At 46.7% G+C, this 26,346-nt stretch carries 28 protein-coding genes, 2 tRNA genes and 1 riboswitch; of the genes, 13 read left to right on the forward strand and 17 right to left on the reverse strand.

Annotated elements, in window-relative coordinates; translation table 11 throughout:
• Positions 1–136: 136 nt before the first annotated feature.
• The 4 genes from BXO87_RS16165 to BXO87_RS16180 form a co-directional block, all read right to left on the reverse strand.
• A tRNA-Gly gene (locus BXO87_RS16165) sits at positions 137–210 on the reverse strand.
• An 8-nt stretch (positions 211–218) separates the two neighbouring features.
• Positions 219–295 (reverse strand) — tRNA-Arg (locus tag BXO87_RS16170).
• Between the two features lie 303 nt (positions 296–598).
• Positions 599–2,017 carry a sugar porter family MFS transporter gene (locus BXO87_RS16175; RefSeq protein WP_032873152.1) on the reverse strand — a complete coding sequence of 473 codons (1,419 nt, stop codon included), beginning with the start codon at positions 2,015–2,017 and terminating at the stop codon, positions 599–601.
• 429 nt (positions 2,018–2,446) lie between these two features.
• Positions 2,447–3,448: an NADPH:quinone oxidoreductase family protein gene (locus tag BXO87_RS16180; RefSeq protein WP_032873150.1), complete on the reverse strand. Its 1,002-nt coding sequence runs from the start codon at positions 3,446–3,448 to the stop codon at positions 2,447–2,449.
• Between the two features lie 127 nt (positions 3,449–3,575).
• Between BXO87_RS16180 and BXO87_RS16185 the strand changes: the two genes are divergently transcribed.
• From BXO87_RS16185 to BXO87_RS16210, 6 genes are all read left to right on the forward strand, one after another.
• Complete coding sequence (locus BXO87_RS16185) at positions 3,576–4,043, forward strand: SRPBCC family protein (RefSeq protein WP_032873147.1); 468 nt, start codon at positions 3,576–3,578, stop codon at positions 4,041–4,043.
• A 111-nt stretch (positions 4,044–4,154) separates the two neighbouring features.
• Positions 4,155–5,009, forward strand: coding sequence for a manganese catalase family protein (locus BXO87_RS16190; protein ID WP_032873144.1), 855 nt, complete (start codon positions 4,155–4,157; stop codon positions 5,007–5,009).
• Between the two features lie 237 nt (positions 5,010–5,246).
• Positions 5,247–6,809 (forward strand): APC family permease, encoded by a 1,563-nt coding sequence (locus tag BXO87_RS16195; protein ID WP_007409293.1) that lies wholly within the window; start codon positions 5,247–5,249, stop codon positions 6,807–6,809.
• A 116-nt stretch (positions 6,810–6,925) separates the two neighbouring features.
• Entirely contained in the window at positions 6,926–7,507 is a 582-nt protein-coding gene (locus BXO87_RS16200) for a TetR/AcrR family transcriptional regulator (RefSeq protein ID WP_007409294.1), read from the forward strand.
• A gap of 76 nt (positions 7,508–7,583) precedes the next feature.
• Positions 7,584–7,913, forward strand: coding sequence for a DMT family transporter (locus BXO87_RS16205; protein WP_038457098.1), 330 nt, complete (start codon positions 7,584–7,586; stop codon positions 7,911–7,913).
• Positions 7,913–8,227 (forward strand): DMT family transporter, encoded by a 315-nt coding sequence (locus BXO87_RS16210; RefSeq protein ID WP_003156024.1) that lies wholly within the window; start codon positions 7,913–7,915, stop codon positions 8,225–8,227. Before BXO87_RS16205 ends, BXO87_RS16210 begins: the two co-directional genes overlap by 1 nt.
• 60 nt (positions 8,228–8,287) lie before the next feature.
• On the opposite strand, the gene BXO87_RS16215 is transcribed toward BXO87_RS16210, so the two are convergent.
• The 3 genes from BXO87_RS16215 to BXO87_RS16225 all read right to left on the reverse strand — a co-directional run bounded on the left by BXO87_RS16215 (position 8,288) and on the right by BXO87_RS16225 (position 11,016).
• The gene (locus BXO87_RS16215) at positions 8,288–9,502 is read right to left on the reverse strand and encodes a CynX/NimT family MFS transporter (RefSeq protein ID WP_038457096.1); all 1,215 of its coding nucleotides are present in this window, start codon (positions 9,500–9,502) and stop codon (positions 8,288–8,290) included.
• Positions 9,492–10,178 carry a FadR/GntR family transcriptional regulator gene (locus tag BXO87_RS16220; RefSeq protein ID WP_038457095.1) on the reverse strand — a complete coding sequence of 229 codons (687 nt, stop codon included), beginning with the start codon at positions 10,176–10,178 and terminating at the stop codon, positions 9,492–9,494. The genes BXO87_RS16215 and BXO87_RS16220 overlap by 11 nt, the downstream gene beginning before the upstream one ends.
• A gap of 121 nt (positions 10,179–10,299) precedes the next feature.
• Positions 10,300–11,016: a GntR family transcriptional regulator gene (locus BXO87_RS16225; RefSeq protein WP_038457092.1), complete on the reverse strand. Its 717-nt coding sequence runs from the start codon at positions 11,014–11,016 to the stop codon at positions 10,300–10,302.
• A 176-nt stretch (positions 11,017–11,192) separates the two neighbouring features.
• Positions 11,193–11,292, forward strand: a riboswitch (purine riboswitch).
• A gap of 54 nt (positions 11,293–11,346) precedes the next feature.
• On the opposite strand from BXO87_RS16225, the gene BXO87_RS16230 reads away from it, so the two are divergent.
• A complete protein-coding gene (locus BXO87_RS16230; RefSeq protein ID WP_038457090.1) occupies positions 11,347–12,507 on the forward strand; it encodes an MFS transporter in 1,161 nt (386 codons plus the stop codon).
• Positions 12,508–12,558: 51 nt separating this feature from the next.
• Here BXO87_RS16230 and BXO87_RS16235 read toward each other — a convergent pair whose 3' ends face one another.
• A complete protein-coding gene (locus BXO87_RS16235) occupies positions 12,559–13,125 on the reverse strand; it encodes a YdhK family protein (RefSeq protein ID WP_038457087.1) in 567 nt (188 codons plus the stop codon).
• Between the two features lie 196 nt (positions 13,126–13,321).
• Here BXO87_RS16235 and BXO87_RS20890 point away from each other — a divergent pair, with 196 nt between their 5' ends.
• A complete protein-coding gene (locus BXO87_RS20890; RefSeq protein ID WP_170930476.1) occupies positions 13,322–13,495 on the forward strand; it encodes a hypothetical protein in 174 nt (57 codons plus the stop codon).
• Positions 13,496–13,547: 52 nt separating this feature from the next.
• Here the strand turns inward: BXO87_RS20890 and BXO87_RS16240 are convergent, their stop codons facing one another.
• Together BXO87_RS16240 and BXO87_RS16245 are read right to left on the reverse strand one after the other, a co-directional pair.
• On the reverse strand, positions 13,548–14,906 hold the full coding sequence (locus BXO87_RS16240; RefSeq protein WP_038457086.1) for a serine hydrolase: 1,359 nt from the start codon (positions 14,904–14,906) through the stop codon (positions 13,548–13,550).
• A gap of 136 nt (positions 14,907–15,042) precedes the next feature.
• Entirely contained in the window at positions 15,043–15,312 is a 270-nt protein-coding gene (locus BXO87_RS16245) for a hypothetical protein (protein WP_007409303.1), read from the reverse strand.
• A 234-nt stretch (positions 15,313–15,546) separates the two neighbouring features.
• Between BXO87_RS16245 and BXO87_RS16250 the strand changes: the two genes are divergently transcribed.
• Complete coding sequence (locus tag BXO87_RS16250) at positions 15,547–15,801, forward strand: hypothetical protein (protein WP_031378602.1); 255 nt, start codon at positions 15,547–15,549, stop codon at positions 15,799–15,801.
• 57 nt (positions 15,802–15,858) lie between these two features.
• Here the strand turns inward: BXO87_RS16250 and BXO87_RS16255 are convergent, their stop codons facing one another.
• Entirely contained in the window at positions 15,859–17,052 is a 1,194-nt protein-coding gene (locus tag BXO87_RS16255) for a macrolide family glycosyltransferase (protein WP_038457085.1), read from the reverse strand.
• Positions 17,053–17,193: 141 nt separating this feature from the next.
• Positions 17,194–17,880, reverse strand: a complete 687-nt coding sequence (locus BXO87_RS16260; RefSeq protein WP_022552677.1) for a GntR family transcriptional regulator — start codon at positions 17,878–17,880, stop codon at positions 17,194–17,196.
• A gap of 62 nt (positions 17,881–17,942) precedes the next feature.
• On the opposite strand from BXO87_RS16260, the gene BXO87_RS16265 reads away from it, so the two are divergent.
• Positions 17,943–19,049: a tartrate dehydrogenase gene (locus BXO87_RS16265; RefSeq protein ID WP_076851400.1), complete on the forward strand. Its 1,107-nt coding sequence runs from the start codon at positions 17,943–17,945 to the stop codon at positions 19,047–19,049.
• 48 nt (positions 19,050–19,097) lie between these two features.
• On the opposite strand, the gene BXO87_RS16270 is transcribed toward BXO87_RS16265, so the two are convergent.
• From BXO87_RS16270 to BXO87_RS16285, 4 genes are all read right to left on the reverse strand, one after another.
• Complete coding sequence (locus tag BXO87_RS16270; RefSeq protein WP_007409308.1) at positions 19,098–19,880, reverse strand: class I SAM-dependent methyltransferase; 783 nt, start codon at positions 19,878–19,880, stop codon at positions 19,098–19,100.
• A 35-nt stretch (positions 19,881–19,915) separates the two neighbouring features.
• Positions 19,916–20,533, reverse strand: coding sequence for an NUDIX hydrolase (locus tag BXO87_RS16275; RefSeq protein ID WP_007409309.1), 618 nt, complete (start codon positions 20,531–20,533; stop codon positions 19,916–19,918).
• Between the two features lie 174 nt (positions 20,534–20,707).
• Positions 20,708–21,580, reverse strand: coding sequence for a DMT family transporter (locus BXO87_RS16280; RefSeq protein WP_047935370.1), 873 nt, complete (start codon positions 21,578–21,580; stop codon positions 20,708–20,710).
• Positions 21,581–21,795: 215 nt separating this feature from the next.
• Positions 21,796–22,617 (reverse strand): MerR family transcriptional regulator, encoded by an 822-nt coding sequence (locus BXO87_RS16285; RefSeq protein ID WP_015239273.1) that lies wholly within the window; start codon positions 22,615–22,617, stop codon positions 21,796–21,798.
• Between the two features lie 131 nt (positions 22,618–22,748).
• On the opposite strand from BXO87_RS16285, the gene BXO87_RS16290 reads away from it, so the two are divergent.
• Together BXO87_RS16290 and BXO87_RS16295 are read left to right on the forward strand one after the other, a co-directional pair.
• On the forward strand, positions 22,749–23,207 hold the full coding sequence (locus BXO87_RS16290; RefSeq protein WP_047935368.1) for a GNAT family N-acetyltransferase: 459 nt from the start codon (positions 22,749–22,751) through the stop codon (positions 23,205–23,207).
• A gap of 157 nt (positions 23,208–23,364) precedes the next feature.
• Positions 23,365–24,108 (forward strand): sulfite exporter TauE/SafE family protein, encoded by a 744-nt coding sequence (locus BXO87_RS16295; RefSeq protein WP_015416927.1) that lies wholly within the window; start codon positions 23,365–23,367, stop codon positions 24,106–24,108.
• 41 nt (positions 24,109–24,149) lie between these two features.
• Here the strand turns inward: BXO87_RS16295 and BXO87_RS16300 are convergent, their stop codons facing one another.
• The gene (locus BXO87_RS16300) at positions 24,150–24,989 is read right to left on the reverse strand and encodes a helix-turn-helix transcriptional regulator (protein WP_007409314.1); all 840 of its coding nucleotides are present in this window, start codon (positions 24,987–24,989) and stop codon (positions 24,150–24,152) included.
• Between the two features lie 108 nt (positions 24,990–25,097).
• Here BXO87_RS16300 and fabF point away from each other — a divergent pair, with 108 nt between their 5' ends.
• Positions 25,098–26,333, forward strand: a complete 1,236-nt coding sequence (gene fabF / locus BXO87_RS16305) for a beta-ketoacyl-ACP synthase II (RefSeq protein WP_015239270.1) — start codon at positions 25,098–25,100, stop codon at positions 26,331–26,333.
• Positions 26,334–26,346 lie beyond the last annotated feature (13 nt).

A 26,346-nucleotide genomic window follows, 5' to 3' on the forward strand; every position in this document is an offset into this window, starting at 1 on the left:
CAGCGTTCGTCCTGAGCCAGGATCAAACTCTCCGATAAAGTAGTTTGACTGACTACGCACATCGCTGTGCGATTTATTTAAAACTTTGAATTAACAGGTACGTTTTGTCTTGTTTAGTTTTCAAAGATCATTATAATGGAGCGGGTGATGAGAATCGAACTCACGACATCAGCTTGGAAGGCTGAGGTTTTACCACTAAACTACACCCGCATTTGAATTGGCGCGCCCGAGAGGAGTCGAACCCCTAACCTTTTGATCCGTAGTCAAACGCTCTATCCAATTGAGCTACGGGCGCTTATCAGGCGACTTAATTATCATACTACCAATCAGTTATGATGTCAAGTGTTTTTTTATTTCTTTTCGAAGTCTTTTTCTCGACCTTATTTATTATACACGCTTTTGAGAATTTGTAAAGTCTTTTTTCAAAAGATCATTTTCTCATTTGTCGTTATCGCTTTGTTCATCAGCGACGTTTAATAATATACCATGCACTTCAAATTAGGTCAACACTTTTTACGAAACTTTTTTCTCACTTATTATTCCCTTCTATATAATAAATAAAAAAGCAGGATTCCTAGGAACCCCGCGTCTATTCAGATTACCCGCTCACCTCAGCTTCTGCGCTATTACGATCTGTTTTTTCATAAGCACGGAAGTTTTGTTCAAGCTGTTCGAGCGACAGACCTTTCGTTTCCGGAAGAAACCTTTTCACAAATATAACGGACGCTACCCCTAACAGGACAAAAATGAAGAAGGTTGCAGACAATCCGATGTTTGCGAGCAGGATCGGAAAAGTTAAACCCACAAGGAAGTTCACGATCCAGAGGCAGAAGACAGTGACCCCCATACCAAGTCCCCGCAATCGAAGCGGGAATATCTCCGACAGCATCAGCCAGGTCACCGGAGAGACAGCCCCCTGCTGAAACGCAAGGAAAGTGACTGTTAATGAAAGAACCACATAAGGAAGAGCAGGCGATCCTTTCAGCACGACAGACAGAACTCCGATCAAAAGCAGAACCGCAGTCGTTCCGATCAGCCCCGTCACCAGCATCGGACGGCGGCCGACTTTACCGAGAAGCCATATTCCCACAAAAGTCGCGAGCACCGAAATCACACCGTTAGCGATATTGCCGATTAATGCGGCTTTTGTCTCGAAACCGGCATCTTTTAAAATTTGAGTTCCATAATACATAATTGAATTCACGCCGGTGAGCTGCTGCACTACCGCAATTCCGATCCCGATAAACACAATGCGGCGCACCCACGGAACGGCAAGATCCTTAAAAGTCGCCTGCTCCATCTCAGCTTCCTTATGAAAGGCAGATTCAATCTCAGCGAGCTCAGACTTCGCTTTCTCTTCATTCCTTATTCGCCGGAGAACGTGCAGAGCATCTTCTTTTCTTCCTTTAGAAACCAGCCAGCGCGGACTTTCAGGAACTTTCAGCATACCGAAAAACAAGAATAACGCCGGAAGGGCCGCGATAACGAGCATATAACGCCAAGCGTGAGAGGTATCACCAAGCACATTGCCGATGATAGCATTACACGTGAAGGCAAGCAGCTGGCCCGTTACAATCATCAATTCATTTTGGGTAACCATTCTCCCTCGGCTTTCCGCCGGTGACATTTCAGCCAAATATGCCGGAACGGTTACGGATGCTCCCCCGACGGCAAGCCCCAGCAGAAAACGGGAGATGATCATAACCGATACGTTAGGCGCCAGTGTACATCCAAGCGTTGCTGCAAAGAACAAAACGGCAAGGATAAGGATATTTTTACGTCTGCCGTTATAGTCCGACAATCTCCCTCCGAAAACCGCGCCGATCGCAGCCCCCAAGAGCAAGGAGCTCGCCACCATCCCTTCAGTCAAAGCGGTAAGATTAAGCTGGTCAGCTTCCGCCATAAACGGCAGCGCCCCATTAATTACACCGGTATCGTAGCCGAAAAGAAGTCCCCCGAATGTCGATACTAAAATGATGGTTCTCAAAAATGAATGCTGGCTGCTATTTTTATTCATCTTCAAATCCTCCTAGTTTTTACACAGAGATAATATCGGAATATTCAGTTATCAATGTTTACACCTATAACGTCTGCATACAATTTCTGACTGTCCAAAACAGTTATATAAGAAGAAAATACTCCGAAAGCGTTATCATTTATAGTGATTATTCGCTCTCCCCTCTCGCCAAATTGTTACTTTATAGTTACTTTTTAGTAAAGTTATAATGATATTATTGGCACTTATGTTATTATCATAATTTTAAAAGCGCTTTCAGTCAATAAATATTTCAGAAAATTTTATAACTTACCTATATTATACCCACACATAATCAATTTACGTTTTCCATTAATGCATTTTCGTAACACGCTCAACGAATTACCCCGATTGTAATCAATAATTGATTATATATTGAAAACCCCCAACTGCTGATTGGGGGTTTTTGATTTATTCTTCGTTTATTGTAACGATCGTTCTTCCTCTCGCTTCTCCTTTTAAAAGGGCAGGAAGCGTATTCGGCAGCTCTTCAAGTGTAATTTCCTTTTGAATAAAGGCCTCCAGATCTGCAGGCTTGAAGTCATCAGCTAAACGCTGCCATGTTTTCTTTCTTGTCTCCATCGGACAGAATACGGAATCGATTCCCAAGAGACTGACGCCGCGCAATATAAACGGAAAGACTGTAGCCGGGAGTTTCGTTCCCGCTGTCAGTCCGCTCACAGCAACTGATCCGCCGTACTGAATCTGGCTGAGAACTGAAGCAAGCGGCTCACCTCCGACCGGATCGACGGCCGCTGCCCATTTTTGCTTTTGCATTGGTTTTAACGTGCCGTTATACACTTCATCACGGTGAATGACCGTCTTTGCTCCGAGGCTCTTCAAATAGCCGCTTTCGTCTTCTTTTCCCGTACTGGCCTCAACCTCGTAACCTAAGGTTGAAAGAATGGAGACGGCAAAGCTTCCGACGCCGCCTGTCGCTCCCGTGACCAGCACCTTCCCTTTTTCAGGAGCGGCATGGTTTTCTTCAAGACGCTGAACGGACAATGCGGCAGTGAAGCCGGCGGTTCCGATCGTCATGGCTTCTTTAAGTGTCAGACCTTCAGGCAGCGGCACAATCCAATCTGCCGGAATGCGGGCCATCCCGCTATAACCGCCAAAGCGGGAAACACCTATGCCGTAGCTTGTCGCAATGACTTTGTCCCCCTCTTTGAAACGGGCGTCATCTGAGGAAACGACGATTCCCGCTAAATCAATTCCCGGCACGAAAGGATACGACGTTACAATCTTGCCGTCAGGAATGGCAGCCAAGCTGTCTTTATAATTCACCCCTGAATAGCAAACCTTAATCAGCACTTCACCCTCGGGAAGGTCCTGAACCGCCAGCTCCCGTACGCTGACTGAAAACCGGTCTTCACGTTGATCGACTACTAACGCTTTAAATTGATCTGTCATCACTACGTCTCCTTAAAATGAATTGAATGGCTTTGGAAAAGCATAGAATAAGTTTGATTTGATTTCAAATGTCCTGCCCCGTGTAGTATGATCAAAAGTAAAAACAGCGAAAGAGTGGTTACGCAGCATGTCTGATAAACAAAACAAAGATAACAAAAACAACAACAGCAGCAATCAGCCATTACCGGACATTATTCATACCGCCGTTTTCAAGGCGCCGATACAAGTTGTCTGGGATACGGTCTCCACTGCGGACGGCCTGTCTCTCTGGTTTATGCCGAATGATTTCACACCTCAAGAAGACAGTGAGTTTCAGCTGGAATCTCCGTTCGGTCCGTCTCCTTGCAAGCTGCTGGATATTGAAGCGCCGTACCGCCTTTCTTTTTCGTGGGATACGGAAGGCTGGATCGTTTCTTTTGTCTTAAAGGAAACGGAAAGCGGAGATACGGAATTCACTCTCATTCACGGCGGATGGAAAGAGCCGGAAGCCGTTATCAATAAAGTCAATCGGAAAAGCTCCGAGATTCACAGTACGATGGATCAAGGATGGAACGGGCTTGTCAACACGAAACTTCGCGGGACGGTTGAGGCTTAACACAAAAGGACGGACACGGTTTCCGTCCTTTTTTTGATGCCGATACATAAAAACTGACTTTGCAAAGACACTAACAGAAGAACCGAAAACTTCTTTCAGGGGGCGCTGTTTATGTATTATTACAAAGAAGAGCTGATCAATATCATTAAACCGGACAAGCCGGACCCGGCCGCAGCCAAGGTGCTTCAGGAAATTTTAGGCGGGCACTACGGAGAAATGCGGACGATGATGCAATACTTTTTCCAAAGCTCTAATTTCAGAGGAAAAGAAAAACAGTTCCGTGACCTGCTTCGCGGTGTATTTTTAGAAGAGATCGCACACGTTGAACTCGTCCAAAGTACGATCAATGCGCTGCTAGATGAAAGCGGCGCTGAGGGCCCTGGAAATCAGGCAGCAGATCAGGCGCCGCTTGACGAAGCAGTTAAACACGCCAATCCGCACCATTTTATCATCGGGGCGCAAAGTTCTCTTCCTGTAGACGCCGGCGGCAATCCATGGAACGGGTCTTGGGTATACAACCACGGGAACCTGATTTCCGATTTATTGGACAATGTCGTGTTGGAATCAACCGGCGTGCTGCAAAAGACGCGCATTTATGAAATGAGTTCAAATCAGACGTTCAGAGAAACACTCGGTTTTCTGATCGTCCGTGACAACGCCCATCAAAATGCATTTACAAAAGCGTTGGAAACACTGGGTGTCGAATGGGGCAAATTATTTCCCGTGCCGAATTATGATATTGAAAAATACCCGGAATGCCGGAAATTCGTTGAGATGGGTTATCATAATACCCAATTTAATTTCAGACTGGATCCGACACGGATCGGAGAAATTCTGCAGGGAACGACGCCGAGCCGAAACGGCGGCGAATTAAGTGTGTCCGAGCCTCCTAAAGGTTTCCCCGTGCCGGAACTTCCCGAGCTTCCGAATGAGCACAGCCCCGGATTGAAAGATATGAACTTGTAACAAAAAACGCCTGTTTCGGGCGTTTTTTGTTTTTCTGAATATGAGGTTTGAATGTGTTTAAAACGGGGAATATAAGCCGGGAGATCTTGCCATACGGCCGTTATTATAATGTGAGCACATTGCTGTACATACTTCGTTTCGAAAGTTGTCCTAATTTTCCAGCCGGCCGGCTGGGTATGTTTGAATGATAATGGGAATTATGTAAAGAGAACAATGTCTTTTCTAAGGAGGCAGCGAATGTCTAAGCAAGGAAACTTCCAGAAAACTATGTCACTTTTTGATCTTATTTTAATCGGCATGGGAGCCATATTCGGTTCGGCATGGCTGTTTGCCGTCAGTAACGTCGCCTCTAAAGCGGGCCCATCAGGCGTTTTTTCCTGGCTGATCGGCGGGGGAATCATCTTATTGATCGGCTTGGTTTATGCGGAACTGGGCGCCGCGCTGCCGCGGACCGGGGGAATTATCCGGTATCCCGTATATTCACACGGACACCTGGTCGGATATTTAATCTCCTTTGTCACCATTGTGGCATACACGAGTCTTATTTCTATAGAAGTCACGGCAGTCCGCCAATACGTGGCGTATTGGTTTCCCGGTTTGACCGTAAAAGGCTCCGATTCTCCGACAATTGCCGGGTGGATATTGCAATTTGCGCTGCTCTGCCTGTTCTTCCTCCTCAATTACTGGAGTGTCAAAACCTTTGCGAAAGCAAACTTCATTATTTCGATTTTTAAATATGTCGTACCGATTACGGTAATTGTGGTACTGATTTTTCATTTTCACCCGGGTAATATGACCGTTCACGGATTCGCGCCTTTTGGTTTCACCGGAATTCAGGCCGCGATTTCCACAGGCGGCGTCATGTTTGCATACCTTGGGCTGCATCCGATTGTGGCTGTCGCGAGTGAAGTTCAGAATCCGAAGCGAAACATTCCGATCGCATTGATTGTCTGTATTATCGTTTCTACTATTATTTACACCGTGCTGCAGCTCACTTTTATCGGGGCGATCCCGGCGGATACCCTGAAGCACGGATGGCCGGCTATCGGGACTGAATTCTCCCTTCCGTTCAAAGATATCGCCGTTTTGCTCGGTTTGGGGTGGCTGGCGACATTGGTCATTTTAGATGCGATTTTATCACCGGGCGGTAACGGAAATATCTTTATGAATACGACTTCACGTCTCGTCTATGCCTGGGCCAGAAACGGAACATTATTCAGCATTTTTTCTAAAGTCAATAAAGAAACCGGGACACCGCGTGCCTCCCTTTGGCTTTCGTTCGGTCTGGCTGTTTTTTGGACGCTTCCGTTCCCTTCTTGGAACGCTCTTGTCAACGTATGCTCCGTCGCATTGATTCTGTCTTATGCGATTGCGCCGATTTCTTCTGCGGCGCTGAGAGTCAACGCGAAGAATATTAACAGACCGTTTTATTTAAAAGGGATGAGCATCATCGGACCGCTGTCGTTTATTTTTACCTCTTATATTGTATATTGGTCCGGATGGCGCACCGTATCCTGGCTTCTCGGTTCTCAAATTGTCATGTTTCTGATCTATCTTTGTTTCAGTAAATATGCTCCCAAAGATGATGTCAGCATACGCCAGCAGCTGAAATCAGCATGGTGGATTGTCGGCTTTTATGTCATGATGCTGATTTTCTCCTATCTCGGCTCGTTCGGCCACGGATTGGGCATTATCAGCAATCCGCTTGACCTGATTCTGATCGCCATCGGTTCGCTCGGTATTTATTACTGGGCAAAATATACGGGACTGCCGAAGGCTATGATCGACAGTGATAAATGACGAATGCCGGAAAGAAGTATGGTCTTCTTTCCGGTATTTTTATTTTAAGGGATGACAAAAAAGCGAATGTACGATAAAATGAATGACAGTCATTCATAAAAGGAGGAACCCCTCTATTGGCAAAACAAAGCTCGGGAAAATACGAAAAGATCCTGCAAGCCGCGATTGAAGTCATTTCTGAAAAAGGATTAGACAAAGCATCCATTTCAGAAATCGTCAAAAAAGCCGGAACGGCCCAAGGGACGTTTTACTTATATTTTTCTTCTAAAAACGCACTGATATCCGCGATTGCAGAAAACCTGCTCGACACTACGCTGGACAGGATAAAAGGGAAAACGGACGGTTCTGAAGATTTTTGGACGTTGCTGGACATTTTGGTAGATGAGACATTTCACATCACCCGGCTTCATAAAGATATTATCGTTCTCTGTTATTCCGGTCTTGCCATCGATCATTCGATGGAGAAATGGGAAGCCATTTATCAGCCTTATTATTCCTGGCTGGAAGGCGTGATCAATACGGCCATTGAACAGGGTGAGGTCCACAGCGGCATTCATGTCAGATGGACGGCCAGAACGATTATCAACGTTGTCGAGAACGCGGCTGAACGGTTTTATATCGGCTGTGAACAGGATGTCGATCTTGAAGTATATAAAAAAGAAATATTCAGCTTTCTCAAAAGAAGCTTGCAGAAATGATTGGCGGAGACCGATCATTTTTGACCGCTGCAAAAATGACTGACATTCATTCATAACTAACTGAGGTGACTGTATCATGTATTGGCTGCTTGTATTGATAGCCGGACTGTTAGAAGTAGTTTGGGCGTCCGCCCTGAAGCATGCGGATTCGCTTTTTGATTGGATTGGTATTTTCCTTCTGATTGCCGTCAGCTTTCTGATGCTGATCCGCTCTTATAAAAAAATTCCGATGGCTGCCGCATATACCGTTTTTGTCGGAATAGGCACCGTCGGCACATATGTAACGGGCATCATTTTAGGCGAATCGTTTTCAATCGGGCAAATATTCTTTTTGGCTTTGCTGTTGTCCGGCATTTTAGGAATGAAGGTATTTACGAAAGAAACTGAAACAAGGGGTGAACATTAATGGCATGGCTGCTGTTATTTATTGCCGGAGCGGAGGAAGTTGTAGCGGCCGTTGCCATGAAACATATTGACGGTTTTAAAAAAAAGTGGCCGCTGATTGTCATGGTAACAGGCTTTATGCTTTCATTCTTTTGTCTTTCCGGAGCGATGCAGGTTCTTCCCACAGGTGTCGCGTATGCGGCTTGGACCGGCATGGGAAGCATCGGCGTTTCGGCCGTGGGCATACTTTGGTTTAAAGAAAAATTCAATCTGTCACAATTGGTGTCTCTGGGGCTTATCCTCATCGGTGTCATCGGCTTAAAACTGACAGCGTGACGGCCTGAGACAGCTTTTCAAATAAAAAATAAAGGACCCTAAGCGGGCCCTTTGTTTTTTTTATGCTGTTTTGATCTGTTCTGCTTTTCCCGCTCCGATTCCGAAAATGAAAATCAGAACGGAGACTGCGATCAGCATGAATAACGGAACCGTCCAGCCGTGCGTGATGTCATGCAGCAAACCGAATACGAGCGGCCCGAACGCGGCAAGCAGGTATCCGAATGACTGGGCCATGCCGGAAAGCGCCGCGGCTTCATGAACATGCCGGGTCCGCAGGCTGAAGAACATCATCGCCAAGCTAAACGCACATCCTCCCGCAATTCCGATCAAAATGACCCATAGCGGAGTGAGAGCCGGGCTTCCGAAAAGAACGCCGGCAATGCCGATAAGGAAAAATAAAGCTGTCAGTCCGGCGAGTGCGCGCTGATTTTTCATTTTAGCGGCAGCAATCGGCACGATAAAAGTAATCGGCAGGACTGAGAATTGCATTAATGAAAGCATCCATCCCGCCTTACTTGAGCTGAGACCATTCTGCTGAAGAATTTCCGGCAGCCAAGCGATGACGGTGTAAAAAATAAGGGATTGCAGCCCCATGAACATCGTCACCTTCCAAGCTAGCGGAGACCGCAGCAGACTGCTTTTCTTCTCTCCGTTTGTCCCAGTCGTGCGGACGGGCAGTTCGCGTCCTCGCATTTGCGGAATCCACATGACGAACGCAATGAAAGAAAGGATAGCCCAGCAGCCGAGCGCGCCTTTCCAGCCTAACCCCGCTGAAGAGGCGATCGGCACGCTGATGCCGGATGCAATCGCGCCGCACAGATTCATAGAAACCGAGTAGACGCCGGTCATGATGCCTAAATTTCCGGGAAACTTATGTTTAATGAGACTCGGCAGCAGGACATTGCATACGGCGATCGACAATCCCAACAGGATCGTTCCGAAAAAGAGAGTGCCGATTCCGGCGATGGAGCGCAGCAGAGTTCCGGCTGTCAGGACAATTAATGATGACAGTAACACAATCTCGGTCCCGAAGCGCCGGGACAATAAAGGAACAAACGGTGACAGACATGCAAAGGCCAAAAGCGGCACTGTCGTAATGGTGCCGGCAGCCGCATTGGTCATGCCGAGGCTGTCCCTAATTGAGGAAACGAGCGGCCCGACCGATGTCAGAGGCGCTCTGAGGTTGGCCCCTATTAATATGACTCCGATGACCAGCAATATCAGTTTTTTACGCTGACTTGCTTGCAGAATTTGATGTTCGTCTTTAATTTTCATGTTCATCCTCCATGTGTATTGTATCTTTAAATACTGTGATGTATTGGTTGACGGCCTCCATGGCCTGATCCGGTTTCTGTCCGATAATCGCGGCGGTAAGCTGGGTGTGGATCCGTATAGCAGGGGTGATTTCCAACAGGTTATGGACTGACGCACAAAGCGCCTCCGTCATATGCTCGTATAGATCAGAAAGCATGTTGTTATGGGCCGCCTGTACAATGGTTTTGTGCAGCTTAATGTCGGCTTCGGCATACCGTTTTCGATCTTCATTTTGCAAGGCCGCTTCACATTCATCCAAGCATGCCTTCAGTGCTTTCAGGTCTTCGTCATTACGCCTTTCCGCCGCCAATCGTGCAGCTTCTCTTTCGAGTGCGTATCTGACTTCTAATGTTTCAAGCAAATTTGATTTTTTAATATGGCGGTAAAATGCCGCGCCGAGAACACTGGATGAGCTGACATACGTACCGCTCCCCTGCCTTGTCTGAAGCAGGCCGGCATGTACGAGCGCCCGAATGGCCTCACGCAATGTGTTTCGGCTCACATCAAATTGCTTCATTAAATCCAGCTCAGGAGGAATGCGCGTCCCGACCGGCCATTTATCCGATTGAATTAACGATTCAATTTGCGTCACCACTTGTTCTACGAGCGACAGTCTGCTTGTTTTGGATATCTCCATCAAAACACCTCTGAAATTTGTAGGATGATTCTATCATTGGGTAATATAACATAAAAGAAGCGAAGATGTAAATCAGCGGCAACAAAAAAAGAGTGAGTTTTTCTCTCACTCTTCGGCGCTTTTATGAACGTTTTATATTGACTGAGGTCACGACAAACTTGTCATGACGGTGGCGGGAAAATGAATATTCAAAGGGAGTGCCGTTGTCCAAAAAGCCTACATGCTCGACTTCAAGTATCGGGTCATCCGGCCGGCAGCCGAGATGTTGCTGATCGATATCATCCGACTTGCACGCTCTGATTTTTCTATGTGAGCCTGCGATTTTGAGCTGGAGTTCCCGCGTAATATGATCGTAGATGGAATGGTTGAGCACCTCGTCATTTATGCCGGGTATAAGGCTCGCCGGCATGTACGTTTTTTCAAGAACGTACGGTTCGCCTTCAACAATTCTGAGCCTTACTACATAATAGACGGGAGTCTTTTCATCGATGGCCAAATGTGCGGCGACATCTTGAGACGGAAACTGCACTTCAAACCGGATGACCTTGCTCTTGATATTCTTTCCTTTTAACAAATTGCTCAAGCCGAGAATTTCGTTGCTGACTACGTGAACGTGCTCATCCTGCATGGCTGATTGAATGATAAACGTGCCGTGCCCTCTTTTTCTGAAAAGCATCCCTTCAGCCGCAAGTGTATCAAGCGCCCGCTTCATCGTCATCCGGCTGCACCCGAACTCCGCAGCGAGCGTCTTTTCATCCGGGATCGGCTGATCTATGTCATATACACTGCTTTTAATCCTCTTTCTCATTTCGTTGGCGATTTTTTCGTACTTATTCATCGGTTTCCTCCGGCTGTATAATGTTTGATCTGTATAGACTCCTTACGGTTATCATAAATTTTTTTCCCTGCTTCATCAATGACGTTACAGCCGCCGATATTGAAATTGAAAGGATTTCCTCGAATTTTCTATGGAATCTCCCTCACTATTATGGTAGAATTTTTGCAGAAACGGACACAACCGAATATTGCATACATTGTATAACCTCAATGATATGGTTTGAGGGTGTCTACCAGGAACCGTAAAATCCTGATTACAAAAATTGTCCCGTACACTTTTTGTAATCAGGATTTTTTATTTTCTAAAAAATAAAAAAAGGAGTATCTGTACATGAATTTTAAAGTATTTCTGCTTGCAGCATCTACCATCGCAGTCGGATTGGTTGAATTAATTGTGGGCGGTATTCTTCCGCAAATCGCTTCCGACTTAGATATATCCATCGTCAGCGCAGGGCAGCTGATCAGCGTGTTTGCGCTCGGTTATGCGGTATCCGGCCCGCTGCTTTTGGCAGTGACGGCAAAGGCTGAACGAAAGCGGCTTTATTTAATCGCACTGTTTATTTTCTTCCTAAGTAATCTGGTCGCTTATTTCAGTCCCAATTTCGCCGTACTTATGGTGTCACGGGTGCTCGCTTCCATGAGCACAGGGCTGATTGTCGTCCTTTCTTTAACGATTGCTCCTAAAATCGTGGCGCCTGAATACAGAGCGCGGGCGATCGGCATCATTTTCATGGGGTTCAGCTCCGCAATCGCTTTAGGCGTGCCTGTCGGCATTATCATCAGCAATGCCTTCGGATGGCGCGTTCTGTTCTTGGGAATCGGCGTATTATCTCTCGTTTCCATGCTGATTATCAGCGTCTTTTTCGAAAAAATACCTGCTGAAAAAATGATTCCGTTTCGTGAGCAGATTAAGACGATCGGGACCGCCAAAATTGCCAGCGCACATCTTGTCACCTTGTTTACATTGGCGGGGCATTACACACTCTATGCCTACTTTGCGCCTTTTTTGGAAAGAACGCTTCATTTGAGTTCCGTTTGGATCAGTGTATGCTACTTTTTGTTCGGTCTGTCAGCGGTATGCGGCGGCCCGTTCGGAGGCTGGCTGTATGACCGTTTAGGAGCATTTAAAAGCATCATGCTTGTGACCGTTTCTTTCGCTCTGATCCTGTTTATTCTTCCGCTGACAACGGTTTCTTTAATCATTTTCCTGCCTGCGATGGTGATCTGGGGATTGCTCAGCTGGAGCCTTGCGCCGGCGCAGCAAAGCTATTTAATCAAAATTGCGCCTGAGTCTTCCGATATTCAGCAAAGCTTCAACACGTCCGCTTTGCAGATCGGCATCGCGCTCGGGTCAGCCATCGGCGGCGGCGTGATCGGACAAACCGGTTCTGTCACAGCAACAGCCTGGTGCGGCGGTTTGATTGTCATTATCGCTGTCGCGTTAGCTGTATTCTCTTTAACGAGACCCGCTTTGAAAAGAAAATCAGCATAAATGTGAGACCGCAAAAAAGCCAAAGGAGTTCCTTCGGCTTTTGCGGTCTTTTTATTTTGCGGCAGCAAGCTCGTCTTCTGTCACCCATTTATGATTGGTTACTTTTTGGCCGCCGTCAGTCGGTGTATAGTCGACCATATACACGGTTGTCTTTTGGGCTGAATCAATAACGGCTTCGGCGCCCTTCATGCCTTTCATATGGGATGCCTCGATCACGGCCTTGTCACCCGGTTTTAACGTTTTATCACCGGCGCCCTTCAGCTCTTCCTGAATGACCCATTTATGATCTTCGACGCGCTTTCCTCCCGTTTCCGGAGTGTAAGATACACTGTAAACCGTTGTATCATAAGCACCTTTTACGGTTCCTTGCGCATTTTTCATGCCTTTCATATGAGAAGCTAAAATCATGACGTCACTGCCGACCTTATAAGTCGGATTTTCGGCCTTCTTTAAACCTTTCGGCACCTCGGATGAACCTGAGTGATTCATGTCTTCGTGAGAGTGCGTTTCTTTGTCTTTCGCTTTTTCGCTTCCTCCTGAAGATTGGCTGTTGCATCCGGCAAGCGCCAGAACGGGGATCAGGAGAAACATGCTGAATAAAAATAGTCTCGCTTTCATTTCAAGAACTCCTTTGCCTTTTTGATTTTTCACTTTCCCTTTCGTTTTTTCAGTAAAACAAAAAGATGGCCTGTCATTTCTCCTAATTCTTCAAATCTCTCTTTATTGCCTTTCATCAGGTGAAATTGTTCACAAAATGTACACATTAATGGAGATGCAGTATAATTCAATTATCAGATAATAGGGGGAACTCATCATGAAAACGAAGGTTTTTGCGGTGGTATTGGGCGCTGTTTTAATGATTGCGGGGTTGCTTTTGGCAGAAGTTTCGCTTTATATGGAATACATCACAATGCTCGGAGCTATGATTTTTTCTTCTATATTTATGTCAGAGCCGAAAAGAAAATTTCGCGTCATCAAAGGGGTTTGACCTTTCTATTACCGCCGTCTTCTCAGGACGGCGGTTTTGTTTTGCATGTCACTCAGTCTATCCGCAAAGCCGTTTCTTCTGTGCCGTCCTGATATAAAACGAAATGCGGGGCTGTTTGTGCTTTATCACCTGCAAATTCAATTTCAAGCGGCAGCGCCCTGACAAAATAACGGGTTTCCGTCATTGGGAATAATTCGAATGGTGTCTGCCCGTCTATTGTAAGATACAATCGGTTTTCTTTTACCGCCACCGATGCATGTGTGTCATCCTGAAATGAGTAATTACCGGTAAATCTGCTGTAAATCGCAGGATCGATATCTGCTTTTTTCTGATCTGCCGGACGTTTCGGAATCACGTATGGCTGATCAAATAAGATGTTTACAGCCGCGGCAATCACAGCTTGTTCAAATTGATACGATTGTTCCATATTGCTTAGATAAATCAATGTTTTATTCTGGTCAATATACCGGATCATCAGAGTTGAATAGCCCGGCCAGCCTCCGTCGTGACTGATAATCTTCCCTTTTTGCCGGCTGTTTTGAATCATCCAGCCAAATCCGTATCCGAATTGCTCTTCTTCATTCCAATAGCCCGGTGTAAACGCTTGATCTTTAGACTCTTTGCCGATGATTTCTTCTGTATAAAGAGCCTGATCAAACAGATATAAATCTCTTATAGCGGAGTTAACGGTTCCGTCACCTTGAATCCCGTCAAGAAAGACGACATAATCGGTTTCCTCAAGTTCATCCGGCAGCACATATTCTCCGGAATGAACATCATACACATAGCCATATGCATAGTTCGGAATGTTTTCTTTACTCAGCCTTCTGTTATAAATCCGCGTATCGTGCATACGAAGCGGATGAAATACGGCTTGTTTCATAAATTCAGCAAAACTCATGCCTGATACAATTTCTATAATAACCGCTAACACCACATACCCCGTATTACTGTAAAGCCACTCCTTGCCCGGCGGGAAATAAGCATCCGGTTTATGCTGCTTAAGCATATTGATCACATCTTGATTAACGGCAATTCTGTCCCGGTCCCAATGTGTTAAGAACAACTCCATATAGTCCGGCAATCCTGACGTATGATGGAGTAAATGCCGAATGGTAATGCCCGGATAAGGAAAATCAGGAAGCCATCGCTCTATCATATCGTCATAACGCAGCTTCCCTTGCTGCTCTAAAATGATAACGCCCAAAGCTGTAAACGGCTTCGATACTGAGGCCAATTCAAAGACCGATTGGTCATTCAGCATCCTCTTTGTTTTCAGTTCTGCAGCGCCGAATGAACCCTGGTATAAGATGCGGCCGTTTTCCGCTGCCAATACAGCGCCGTTTATTTCATGTCTTTCGTCTAAAGTGCTGAAAAGCTGTTCAAAAGCTTGTTTTTTCTTATCGTTCATTTCACGAACCTCCATATACAAGCTGATTTACTCTTTTATACGAACGGCCGCTTTAGAAGTTTCAAAATTTTTCCTTCTCGAAACACCAGTCAGTATACTGCCGTTCAGGCAGCCGCGGAGGTTTGATGAATGTCTTTTATTCACACAATACTGTGCAGGCTTCAAATTCAACATGCTTCTCGTCTTTATTTGCACCGGCAATTTCCATGGTCGAAAACATCGCGCAGACGACGGCTTTGTATTCGTTCATGACGGTTTGAATTTCAATCAGGAACCGTTCGGATGAAGCCGCGTATTCCGTTACGTACTCTTTCATTTTGCCGATAATATCATCTGCCTGACGGCTGAAGCCGGCCGCCTCCAAGTCACTCTCAAACTGGTTTTTGTTGATCATATGAATATGCATTTTTTAAAGGCTCCTTTCAGCAGCATTTTGTGGTTATATCTACTGTAAAGGACAGGCTTGGATAAACTTTTAATAAAATATGAACAAAATATGAATTGGCTCATCGGCCTGACCGGCGGGCTTCTGGCTGTGCCTCGTTCCATTTGGACTACATGAAATAATGACTTCTTTACTCTATGAAAAACAGCTCATATATGATCTAATACCATTAAAATGAACGTTAGGAGGCGGCCTATGTCAGCAGCAGGAAATCGGCAAAAATTTTGGGTCATGGCGATGCTTATAGCGGTCTTTGCCGTGTTCGTTTTCTCTTTTTCTGAGAATCATTCACAAAAGGACTGGCACACGGCGGTTGACCAGGCGTCAGTGAATGTCTTCGGCCAGCAGATCTTTGAAAAAAACCGTCTGGCAAAAACACTCGACGCCCGTGAGGCAGAATCTCTTCTGACTCTTGTGAAACTTGCAAATGAAGAACATCACATCATCTAAAAGCCATTATAAAAAGCCTGTTTCCCTTTGGCAGAGGAAACAGGCTTTTTCCATGTATTATTGAGCATGTTTTTGTTCAATAAACCGGTCGATCCGGGCAAGGACATCCTTCATGTCCGTACATTCTTTAAAGCTTTCATTAATGGCTTGAATGCCTTGTTTGTATTTTCCGTTATGCAACACTTCTTCCGCGGCAAGCTTTACCTTTTCAGCGCTTACTTCATCTTTTTGCACTGTATAGCCTGCATCCAATTCAGTCAGGCGGCGCGCAACCATCGGCTGGTCTTTATCGTGCGGGATGACCACCAGCGGCACTTGATAATGAATGCCTTCATTTACACTGTTCATTCCGCCATGCGTGACAAACACGTCGGCCTGCTCCAGCACTTCAAGCTGCGGCACGTACGGAGCGATGATAAAGTTTTCCGGCGCCTGTTTGATTTTCGACAGATCGGCTTTTTCCCCGGCGGCAATGACTACTTTTCCTTCAAAATCTGAGAACGCGTCTATGCACAGATTGAAAAACGCTTCTGTGTCCCCGAGCACCGTTCCCATTGAGATATAAATGACTTTTTCATTCTTTAATGAGTCAATCGGGAAGTCGACGCGCCCTTTTCTCTTCGGAAAACTCGGACCGATAAATAAATACTCATCTCCGAATGTCTCACTTTCGGGCTGAAAATATCTGCTTGTATAGACGACGTTCAATTCACCTGTGTTGTTCATAAATTGAACCATGCTGTCAGGGGCGACACCGTATTTGTCTTTCATCTCGGCCAACAGCTCTTCACATTCCCTGTCCGGCTGAAACGGCACGCCCGATTCCGGATGGAGCGGCAGTATTTTCAGACGGTCTTCATTGAACAGGAAGGATGCTGAAGAAGAGATGCCGGGAATGTTGAGATAATCCCGCACCAGCTCTCCCGCACCGAATTTATCATAATAGACGGCGTCGAATTCAATGTCCTCTGCCAGCCTCTGCACAATATGTAAAATCTCCAGTGACGTTTTGATATGAACCTTTAAAAATGCAAGTATACCGGACGGACTGCCGGGATCAATAGGTGTCATTCTGAGCAGATCGCTGTGAAGATGAACTTTCGCCCCTACTCCTTCCAGTCTGCTTTTGTATTTTTCCGTTGAGATATAATGAACGTGATCGCCCCGTTCGCTGAAAGCCTTTGTCATACCCAAAGTCGGGTTTACGTGTCCTTCTGCGGGAAAATTGATCATCAGAATATGTTTCGCCATTTTTCAAACTCCTTTACCTTTTTTGCGTCTCTTCCATATCCATCATAAATGACGCGGAAAAAATCATGCAAGGAACATCCGTCAGGTCTTTATGACGGTTCGATGACATCGGCAAAAAAAAGACAAGGCTTTTCACCTTGTCTATCGTGATGATTCGTCTGTTTCTCCCGCTTTGAGCACGCCTTTCAGATGTTCTTCATCATGCTTGAGATGCTCCGTCATATATTGCACGGCTTTTGTTTTATCGCCCTTTTTTATTTCTTCAAAGACTTTCCGGTGCTCATGCAGGATAACCTCCGCACGGTCATCGCCTTTAAAATTAAGAACTCTGCAAAAATGAATCAGCACATTGACATGCTCAAGCAGCATGGCCAGCCGGCTGTTGCGGCTGAAATCCACAAGGAGCCGATGAAACGACTCGTTTAAGGAAATAATCTCAGTCTCTTTGACGCCTTTATTGATGGCTTCTTCCGTTTCCCGCAGCTGTTTTTCAATGAGGTCAATTTCACTCTCAGCCGCTTCATCAATAACCAGTTCGACCGCCAGTGATTCAAGTGACATTCTGATTTTATAGATCTCTTCAACATCCTTAACGGACAAAGAATAAATGACAAAGCCGTTTCGATCGTCTGCCGTCAAAAGCCCGTCCTTTTCAAGGAGCCGCATGGCTTCTCTGACCGGCGACCGGCTGACTCCGAAATCCTTGGCCAGCTGAGTCTCATTCAGCCGTTCACCCGGTTTAAAAATCCCGTCAAATATCATTTTTTTCAATTGGGAATAAAATTGCAGATAATACGGGATTGGCTTATCTAATTTAAAATTATCCATCTTTCCTACCTCTTCATACAATTTAGGCCTTATTGTTACCAAGATCATATAACAGTTTATCTATGGAAGCAACATTCCCGGGCTTGCCAGCATATCGGAGGTGCCGGAAACATGAAACATACAAGATTGCCAGCATACCGGTGGGCGGTGTGGGGAAAGAAGCAGTTCCGCAAGCGGAGCGGGTGTTGAACGCGATCGCCGAATTACATGGAGGCATTGTCTTTGATTTCACTTCTTTTCCGTGGAGCTGCGAGTATTATTTGGAACACGGGACTATGATGCCGGATGATGGATTAGAAAGGTTACAGCACTTTGATGCTTTGTTTTTGGGAGCGGTGGGGAATCAAAAACTCGTCCCCGATCATGTTTCGCTGTGGGGGCTGCTCATCAAGATACGCCGGGAATTTGAACAGGTGATTAATGTGCGGCCGGCGAAGCTCCTGCCGGGAATCACTTCCCCCCTCGTTAACCCGAAAGATTTTGATCTGATAGTCGTCCGCGAAAACAGTGAGGGCGAGTACAGCTCTGTCGGCGGCAGAATCTATCAGGGTGAGGACGAAATCGCCATACAAAACGCGGTCTTTTCCCGCCGGGGTACGGAAAGAGTGATGCGGTATGCTTTCGAACTGGCGGCAAGTCGGCGGAAACACGTCACAAGCGCGACGAAATCAAACGGTATTGTTCACTCGATGCCGTTCTGGGATGACATCTTTAAAGAGGTCAGCCGGGAGTACGCCGGGATTGAGACGGATTCCCAGCACATCGATGCACTGGCGGCCTTCTTCGTCACGCAGCCGGAACGCTTTGATGTCATTGTCGCTTCGAATCTGTTCGGAGATGTGCTGACAGATATCGGCGCGGCGATTATGGGAAGCATCGGAATCGCTCCCGCAGCCAACATCAATGTAAACGGCAAATATCCTTCCATGTTTGAGCCTGTTCACGGCTCCGCCCCGGATATTGTCGGGAAAGGAATTGCCAATCCTATAGGCCAAATATGGACGGCGAAATTAATGCTCGATTCATTCGGAGAAGAGGAACTGGGTCATCTCCTCTTACAATCTATTGAAACGGTCACAAACAGCGGCATTCTGACTCCTGATGTCGGCGGAAAACATTCAACGGAAGATGTCACTTCCGCTATTATTTCTCAAATCAAGAACAGATAATACGAAAAAAACCGCGGGCAGGAAAACTGCACAGCGGTTTTTTTCGTCTCAGACGGGACGGATCACGCAGAAACAGGCCGATTCACCTGTGAAGCCCGCAATACGGCCTGATTGATCCTTTTCTACAGAAAAAAACCGCTGTATATCACGAGGAGCATCCAGCATCTGTTTTTCCAGTAATGCGGCTTTCTCTTCAGTCAGGCCTGCCCGTTCACACCAGACGGTAAATTGAAATGGTTTCAAAAAGCAGACAGCGGATTCAATCCGGAAGCCGGCTGTCTCCAGAAAACGGAGCCATTCTGTTTTTTTCCACGCTCGAAAGTGGCTCTGATCCCGTTTCTTTTCAATGTCATTATAAAAATGGTCATATTCATCCTTTTCAGGTGCGGTATTGTCAATGAGAAGCAGTCTGCCGCCCGGTTTGACAACCCGAAACGCTTCATGAACAAAGGCTCTGACATCGGGAAAATGATGCGCTGCGATTCTGCATGTGACGATATCGAAAGCAGCATCGGAAAACGGCATCTTTTCAGCATCGCCTTTTTCGAATGACACGTTCGTCCATCCGTTTCCGGTTATAAATGCTTCAGCGGCTGCTAACATTTCTTCCGTGAGGTCATAGGCGATAACAGAGCGTACGAGAGGAGCGAGAGCGTTAGCCGTATGTCCGCCTCCCGTCGCGATATCCAGCACGTCCATATGCTTTTCGGCACCGGAGGCTGAAACGAGATACGCCAAATCCTCTCCTGCGGCGTGTCCTGGACTAGTCACATATTTCGCGGCGTTTTTGGCAAATTGCCGCTGCGCCTGCTGTTTAATTGAATCCTCCATTATACTCGGGCCCCCTTTTCTTTCTGATTGCTGCCTTAATCAAAATAAACGGGTTCGTCCGGATGTTTGAGATACGCAAACATCTTTTCAATCTGACTTTCTGTATTGCGGGCTTCAGATAGCGGCGGCAGTTCCGTTTCCGCAAAAAAACCGGCGGCGCTTGTTTCTGTTCCCTCCCTGATCCGGCCGCCGATGATCTCGCATTTGATAAACACTTTGTAAACGTGGGCGGCGGACGGCGGATGGGAATGGCATTTCTTATCCATTACAGCTAACAGTTTAACGGGCTTTACTTCGATTCCCGATTCCTCTTTTACTTCTTTGACAGCGGTCTCGCCCGGAGAAATCCCGATATCAGCCCATCCGCCCGGCAGCGCCCATCTGCCGTCGCTTTTCTCTCTTACCATTAATATGCTCTGATCTTTAAAAACTGCCGCTCTGATATCAACTTTCGGAGTGGGATAGCCCGTGTCACCGGCGAATACGTCTTTGATGATCCTTTTGTCGGTGCCGGTATGATGCGCCATGATATCCACGCTTATTTTTCTTATTTCTTCAAATCTCTCAATATCATATATGTCTTTGGAATAAGCCAGCCCCGCTTGCGCCGCGGATTGAAGCTGTTTTGCCCATTCAAGCCATTTTGGCTCCATTTTTTCACCGCCCGTTATGTTAATTGACGAAACCCCAAGAGTCAGGATATTGCACCTTGAGAGTACCGGTGCCCATGATCCGTTTCTGCTCCTTGTTTTCTGTTTATGGAGGAGCGAATCCTGCCGGAAATCAGAAAAAAGCCATTCATTTGCTGAATGGCTTTTTTTCATTTTCTATTTTTCTATCATGACGAGAACGACGCCTGAAACAATAAGAGCCGCCCCGATCCAGAAGGTTCCTCCGATCGTCTCTCCCAGCAGCAGCCAGCCGAGCAAAGTCCCGGAAAGCGGCTGAAAGAAGAAAAACAGACCGCCGCTTGCCGCATTCAGTAATTGCAATCCGCGATTCCAAAGCATGAACGCGCAGGCGGTTGAGATCACACCCAGATATAAAAGTCCGCCCCATATCTCAGGCCGGGCAAGCTGAGACAAAGGAATCTCCCGAAGCGGGCCCGCTGTAAACGGGGTCAGGATGACAAATGCGACGCAAATGGAATACGTTGTGACGACAAGCGGTGAGTAATGGCCGGGAACCCGTTTCATCAGCACGGACATCAAAGCCCATGTCAGCGCCGCAGCCAGAAGCGAGAGACCGCCGAGCTGGCTCGACATATTGAGATCTCCGTTCCCCACAATGAGCAATACTCCGATCGTCGCCAGCCCTGTCGATATTCCTTTTTTCAGCGTTAACCGTTCTTTCAACATCAGCCGGGCAAATACAACCATAAATGCGGGAGTGGATGCCGTAATAATCGCACCCATCTGCGCGGTTGATAATTTCGTGCCGATTTCCTGCGTGACGATCGAAATCGTGTTGCCGATCAATCCGATCGCAGCGATCAGTAATAAATCACGTTTATGAACTTTCCAGGATTGGCGTGTAAATAAACTGAGAATCAAAAGCGAAAGAAGCGCCACCGCATATCTCAGCCATACCAGTTCAAGCGGCGGAATGACCGCTACCACAACTTTTACAACGACATACATACCGCCCCAGATACTGGCGGCCAATGCCAAATAAATCGAACCGAACAATGTATTTTTCAATTTGATGCACCCTCCGTTATCATATTAGGTCACGTCATATGCCCTAACGGAGAGAAGCGCAGTCACCTTCCTCCATTAAGGGCGGAGAAGTGCTGCCGGTACATCATGTTCAAATAAGGGCGCTAGAAACATATCGTTTTTCACCTCAATTGCAATCTGATTTTTCTCATTATACAAGGTTTGTTAAAAGACGTAAATGAACGGCGGCATCGGCTTTATGGATTGCGGACTTGCAGCTGGATTCTTGTGATCTGATTGTCAAACCCGTCCGCCACAACCTCATCAAGCATATATTCTTCATATGCATAATCGCCCATTTCCAGCCCATACTCTTCAGTAAACTGCATGATGCTGCGGTAAGCCGCTTCCGCTTCATCCCCTATTTGGTACCCGACGGCATAAAGCCCTTTCGGCTTGATATGGAGGTCTCTATTCTCTATGCCTTCTTCTGTCTTCATATAAAAATGGGTGTAGTTGTAGAATTCTTTTTTCAGAATCTGCTCCCGCGCAAACAGTCCGCCGACCGGATGCCCCTGATCGAGTTCATGTACCCGCATATAGCGGATCAATTCGGAAATGGCGGCAGTATATTGCCGTTCTGGCAAATGGAGTACGGGCCGTCCTATCATAAGTGTCTCTTCATCTAATCGCTGCAATGAGACGGAGGAAAAGTCTGTCTCCAAGGCTTGTTCGGTCAGCTTCACCTTCGTCCGAATCATCCTTTGCAGGTGCTCCAGCTTTTTGATTTTGCTTTCGATTTCTGAAGATTTCTCTTTTAAAAGCGCGATGATACCCTCAGGGGTTTTGTCTGTTAAGAGCGGTTTGATCTGCTTCAAGGGCACGCCGACCTCCTTAAACAGACCGATGACCTGGAACAGTTCGAATTGATGATAGGAATAGTATCTGTATCCGTTCGCTTTTTTGATTTCCGGAGAAAGCAGGCCGATCTCGTCATAATGGAACAGGGTTTGTTTTTTTACGTGGCACAGTTTTGCAAATTCACCCGTTGTGAAGTATTTTCTGACGTCTTCGCTCATAATGCCTCCTTGACTATACGGTAACCATATCCTTTATGATGATCATTGTATCCGAGAGAAGGCTGATTCACAAATGGCTTACGCAATGAAAGCTTTACCGTCTCAAAAAAAGCGGAAGAGGAGTATCAAGTATGACGATTGAAATCAGAACAGTCACGGAAGAAAACCGTGCCGATATACTGGCGCTTCATGTAAGGGAAAGCCAGACTTCATTTATTGAAACCGCGGAAGAGTGCTTACAAGATGCTGAGGATTGCCGGCATTATCAGCCGGCCGGTCTTTATGTTAACGGGGAATTGGTCGGCTTTGCCATGTACGGATGGTTTCCGGAATATGATGAGGAAAATGAAAACGGCAGAGTGTGGCTTGACCGTTTTTTTATTGATGAACGTTATCAGGGACGGGGATTGGGCAAGCTGTTGCTTGATGCCCTAATCCGTCATCTCGTTCGAATATATGATTGCAGACGGATTTATTTAAGCCTGTTTGAAGATAACGTCCACGCATTGCGGCTTTATCAAAAATTCGGCTTCTTATTCAATGGAGAGCTGGACTTCAATGGTGAAAAAGTGATGGTGAAAGAGCTGTAAACCCTCTGTATAAAAGCAATTCGGCTTCTTGCCAATACCTTAAATTTGAGGTAACATAAAGATATTAGACGACGGTCGACGGACTACGGTCGATTATTAAAACCTGATACAGCGGAGCGGAACATGGTGATCAGGCATCTAAATGGAGGAGAAGATTGTGCTTATTATACTCGTTATGTTTCTTCTCGGGATTATTCTCGGGTTTATCGGCGCCGGGGGAGCCGGTTTTGTCATTGCACTTTTAACTATACTGTTTCACGTACCGATTCATACGGCTTTAGGCACCTCCCTTGCCGGAATGGCTTTCACAAGTTTATCGGGGGCATTCAGCCACTACCGTGAAGGCAATATTCAGATGAAAATCGGTCTCATCGTCGGCGTTTTTGCGGCATTCGGTTCGTTTTTCGGGGCAAGGCTTACTTCCCTTATCCCCGCAGATTTGCTGCATTACTTGACGGCGGGCATGCTGTTTTTATCTGCTCTGCTTATTTTAGTCCGGTTATTTATTGTAAAAGAAACACAAGAAGATTCCGGACAGCAAAGCAATCTGAACATATGGGTGAAAGCCGTTGTACTCGGTGTCATCGCAGGAATCTTGTCCGGAACGTTCGGGATCGGCTCTGCCCCTTTCATCCAAATCGGCTTAATGATTCTTTTGCGCTTATCCATCCGCCAGTCGGTCGGCACCACCATGCTTGTCATTATCCCGCTTGCGGTCGGCGGAGGACTCGGTTATGTGACGGAAGGATTTGTCGATTATATGCTGTTGGTCAAAGTGCTGATCGGAACGATGTGCGGCGCATATGTCGGAGCGAAATTCACCAACCTCGTGCCGAAAGTCATTCTGAAATCAGCCATCTTTTTAACACCGGCCATCGCCGGTCTCATGCTTTTATTTTAAACTGAAACGGGAGGCGGCCGCCTCCCGTTTTTTTCTGTTCTTCATCTGTTTTCGAAGAGCTTTTTCAGCTTTGCTTCCGTTTCGGTATGATCTACTGGCGTATACACACTGCAGCGCAGATCACTGTTGCCCTGAACCTGAAATGAAGTCAGGTTAAAGACCATTTTTCCCGCCTTCGCGTGGCGGAACTCAATTAATACTTCGGGTGCCGAGCTGACTTCGCTCTCATTCCACAGCGTATGAAATTCCGAATACGTTTTCTCCATTTCTTCTATAAACTGAGAATACCACGTATCAGCTACATACTGGCCGTAATACGTTCTGAAAATGGCGATGAATCCTTTCACAAAGTGCTCCCAGTTCACGGCTAAACTTCTTAATTCTTTTCTGGAAAACAAAAGCTCTATGAGATTCCGTTTTTCAGGAGGAATTTGTTCAAAATCTAAAAATACGTGAGCCGCGGCCTGGTTCCATCCCACGATATGACACCGCCTGTCCGAGATAATGGTGGGACAATAACGGAGCTCCTGCAGGATTTTTGAAAGCGACGGGCTGATAACCGCTTCTTCCTCCGCAGCAAACGGCTGCTTCACGCCCTCCTCAATGGCAAGGGCGTATAAATAATTTCTCTCATCTTTGTTCAGCTGCAACGCATCGGAAACGGCGTCCAATACGGCTGCGGACACTTTAATGTCTCTGCCCTGCTCCAGCCACGTATACCACGTGGTGCTTACGCCGGCTAATTGCGCGACCTCTTCTCTTCGGAGTCCGGGCGTTCTTCTCCTTGTGCCCATCGGCAGCCCGGCCATCTGCGGAGAAATTTTGGCCCGCTGCGTTTTTAAAAACTCTGAGAGCGCCTGCAATCTTCCTTCTGGTATCATACCGAATCTCTCCTCTCTTACCCTGGTATTTATTATACTAGGATAATCAACAACTTGTAATAGGATAATTACGAGTTAAAATAAATACATACCGAAGGAGGAATGACCATGAAAAGAGTTGTGATCACCGGAATGGGAGTGATTTCACCTCTCGGCAATGATGTGCATACATTTTGGAAACACCTGACGGAAGGAAAATCGGGAATCTCTTTCATCGATTCGTTTGATGTCTCCGGCTCCAAGACAAAAATAGCCGGCACCGTCCGTGATTTTGACGCAGAAGAAAGATGGGGCAGAAAAGAAGCGAGACGGCTTGACCGTTTCAGCCAGTTTGCTTTAGCGGCAGCGGAACAGGCGCTTGAAAGCTCCGGGATTCAGCTCGATCAGATTGACCGTGAACGCCTCGGCGTGTACGTCGGCTCGGGAATCGGCGGCATCACGACTTTGATTGATAACGTTCATACTTTAAATGAACGGGGAGCGCGAAAAGTGAGCCCAAGCCTTGTTCCCATGATGATCTCAAATGCGGCCGCCGCTCAAATCAGCATCAGATTAGGCGCGCTCGGCCCCTCACTTTCTCCCGTCACCGCGTGTTCCATCGGCAATACGTCGATCGGGGAAGCATTCAACGCCATTCGGAATGATGACGCAGATATCATGTTTGCCGGGGGAGCGGAAGCGGCGATTACGAATTTGTCATTAGCCAGCTTCGGCAATGCCCACGCGCTGTCAGCGAGAAACGAAGACCCCGCCGCGGCAAGCCGGCCGTTTGACGCGGATCGCGATGGATTTGTCATGAGTGAAGGCGCGGGCATCTTAGTATTGGAATCATTGGATAGCGCAATCGGCAGAAATGCCCCGATCCTTTGTGAGGTGCTCGGCTACGGTGCGAGCTCTGACGCCTATCATATGGTGGCCTCCCATCCGGAGGGAACGGGCGCATACCTGGCGATGAAAAACGCTTTGAAAAAGGCGAATGTTTCAGCGGAAGACATTGATGTCGTAAGCGCCCATGCGACAAGCACAAAAGCCGGAGATCTTTCTGAAACATTGGCCATCAAGACATTATTCGGGGAGCTTGCGTATGATATTCCGGTTACGGCCAACAAATCAATGCTCGGCCACATGCTTGGCGCGGCAGGCGGCGTTGAAGCCATCGCTCTGACAGAAAGCCTGAGACACGGCATCATCCCGCCGACGATCAATCTGCAGCACCCTGATTCGGCATGTGATTTGGACTATGTAGCAGACGGGCCCCGCCATCAATCGTTAACGATCGGCCTTTCCAACTCATTCGGCTTTGGCGGGCATAATTCGGCGATCGTGCTGAAGAAATATGAATAACGGGCATCAAAAA

The organism is Bacillus sp. GZB, assembly GCF_001975995.1.
GTDB lineage: Bacteria > Bacillota > Bacilli > Bacillales > Bacillaceae > Bacillus > Bacillus velezensis.

Coding starts and splice junctions, on each gene's coding strand:
- BXO87_RS16265 (WP_076851400.1), top strand. CDS start 17,943: ATGGAAGCAACATTCCCGGGCTTGCCAGCATATCGGAGGTGCCGGAAA.
- BXO87_RS16235 (WP_038457087.1), bottom strand. CDS start 13,125: ATGAAAGCGAGACTATTTTTATTCAGCATGTTTCTCCTGATCCCCGTT.
- BXO87_RS16260 (WP_022552677.1), bottom strand. CDS start 17,880: ATGGATAATTTTAAATTAGATAAGCCAATCCCGTATTATCTGCAATTT.
- BXO87_RS16250 (WP_031378602.1), top strand. CDS start 15,547: ATGTCAGCAGCAGGAAATCGGCAAAAATTTTGGGTCATGGCGATGCTT.
- fabF (WP_015239270.1), top strand. CDS start 25,098: ATGAAAAGAGTTGTGATCACCGGAATGGGAGTGATTTCACCTCTCGGC.
- BXO87_RS16245 (WP_007409303.1), bottom strand. CDS start 15,312: ATGCATATTCATATGATCAACAAAAACCAGTTTGAGAGTGACTTGGAG.
- BXO87_RS16195 (WP_007409293.1), top strand. CDS start 5,247: ATGTCTAAGCAAGGAAACTTCCAGAAAACTATGTCACTTTTTGATCTT.
- BXO87_RS16210 (WP_003156024.1), top strand. CDS start 7,913: ATGGCATGGCTGCTGTTATTTATTGCCGGAGCGGAGGAAGTTGTAGCG.
- BXO87_RS16175 (WP_032873152.1), bottom strand. CDS start 2,017: ATGAATAAAAATAGCAGCCAGCATTCATTTTTGAGAACCATCATTTTA.
- BXO87_RS16275 (WP_007409309.1), bottom strand. CDS start 20,533: ATGGAGCCAAAATGGCTTGAATGGGCAAAACAGCTTCAATCCGCGGCG.
- BXO87_RS16215 (WP_038457096.1), bottom strand. CDS start 9,502: ATGAAAATTAAAGACGAACATCAAATTCTGCAAGCAAGTCAGCGTAAA.
- BXO87_RS16185 (WP_032873147.1), top strand. CDS start 3,576: ATGTCTGATAAACAAAACAAAGATAACAAAAACAACAACAGCAGCAAT.
- BXO87_RS16255 (WP_038457085.1), bottom strand. CDS start 17,052: ATGGCGAAACATATTCTGATGATCAATTTTCCCGCAGAAGGACACGTA.
- BXO87_RS16230 (WP_038457090.1), top strand. CDS start 11,347: ATGAATTTTAAAGTATTTCTGCTTGCAGCATCTACCATCGCAGTCGGA.
- BXO87_RS16300 (WP_007409314.1), bottom strand. CDS start 24,989: ATGATACCAGAAGGAAGATTGCAGGCGCTCTCAGAGTTTTTAAAAACG.
- BXO87_RS16180 (WP_032873150.1), bottom strand. CDS start 3,448: ATGACAGATCAATTTAAAGCGTTAGTAGTCGATCAACGTGAAGACCGG.
- BXO87_RS16270 (WP_007409308.1), bottom strand. CDS start 19,880: ATGGAGGATTCAATTAAACAGCAGGCGCAGCGGCAATTTGCCAAAAAC.
- BXO87_RS16240 (WP_038457086.1), bottom strand. CDS start 14,906: ATGAACGATAAGAAAAAACAAGCTTTTGAACAGCTTTTCAGCACTTTA.
- BXO87_RS20890 (WP_170930476.1), top strand. CDS start 13,322: ATGAAAACGAAGGTTTTTGCGGTGGTATTGGGCGCTGTTTTAATGATT.
- BXO87_RS16205 (WP_038457098.1), top strand. CDS start 7,584: ATGTATTGGCTGCTTGTATTGATAGCCGGACTGTTAGAAGTAGTTTGG.
- BXO87_RS16285 (WP_015239273.1), bottom strand. CDS start 22,617: ATGAGCGAAGACGTCAGAAAATACTTCACAACGGGTGAATTTGCAAAA.
- BXO87_RS16190 (WP_032873144.1), top strand. CDS start 4,155: ATGTATTATTACAAAGAAGAGCTGATCAATATCATTAAACCGGACAAG.
- BXO87_RS16220 (WP_038457095.1), bottom strand. CDS start 10,178: ATGGAGATATCCAAAACAAGCAGACTGTCGCTCGTAGAACAAGTGGTG.
- BXO87_RS16290 (WP_047935368.1), top strand. CDS start 22,749: ATGACGATTGAAATCAGAACAGTCACGGAAGAAAACCGTGCCGATATA.
- BXO87_RS16225 (WP_038457092.1), bottom strand. CDS start 11,016: ATGAATAAGTACGAAAAAATCGCCAACGAAATGAGAAAGAGGATTAAA.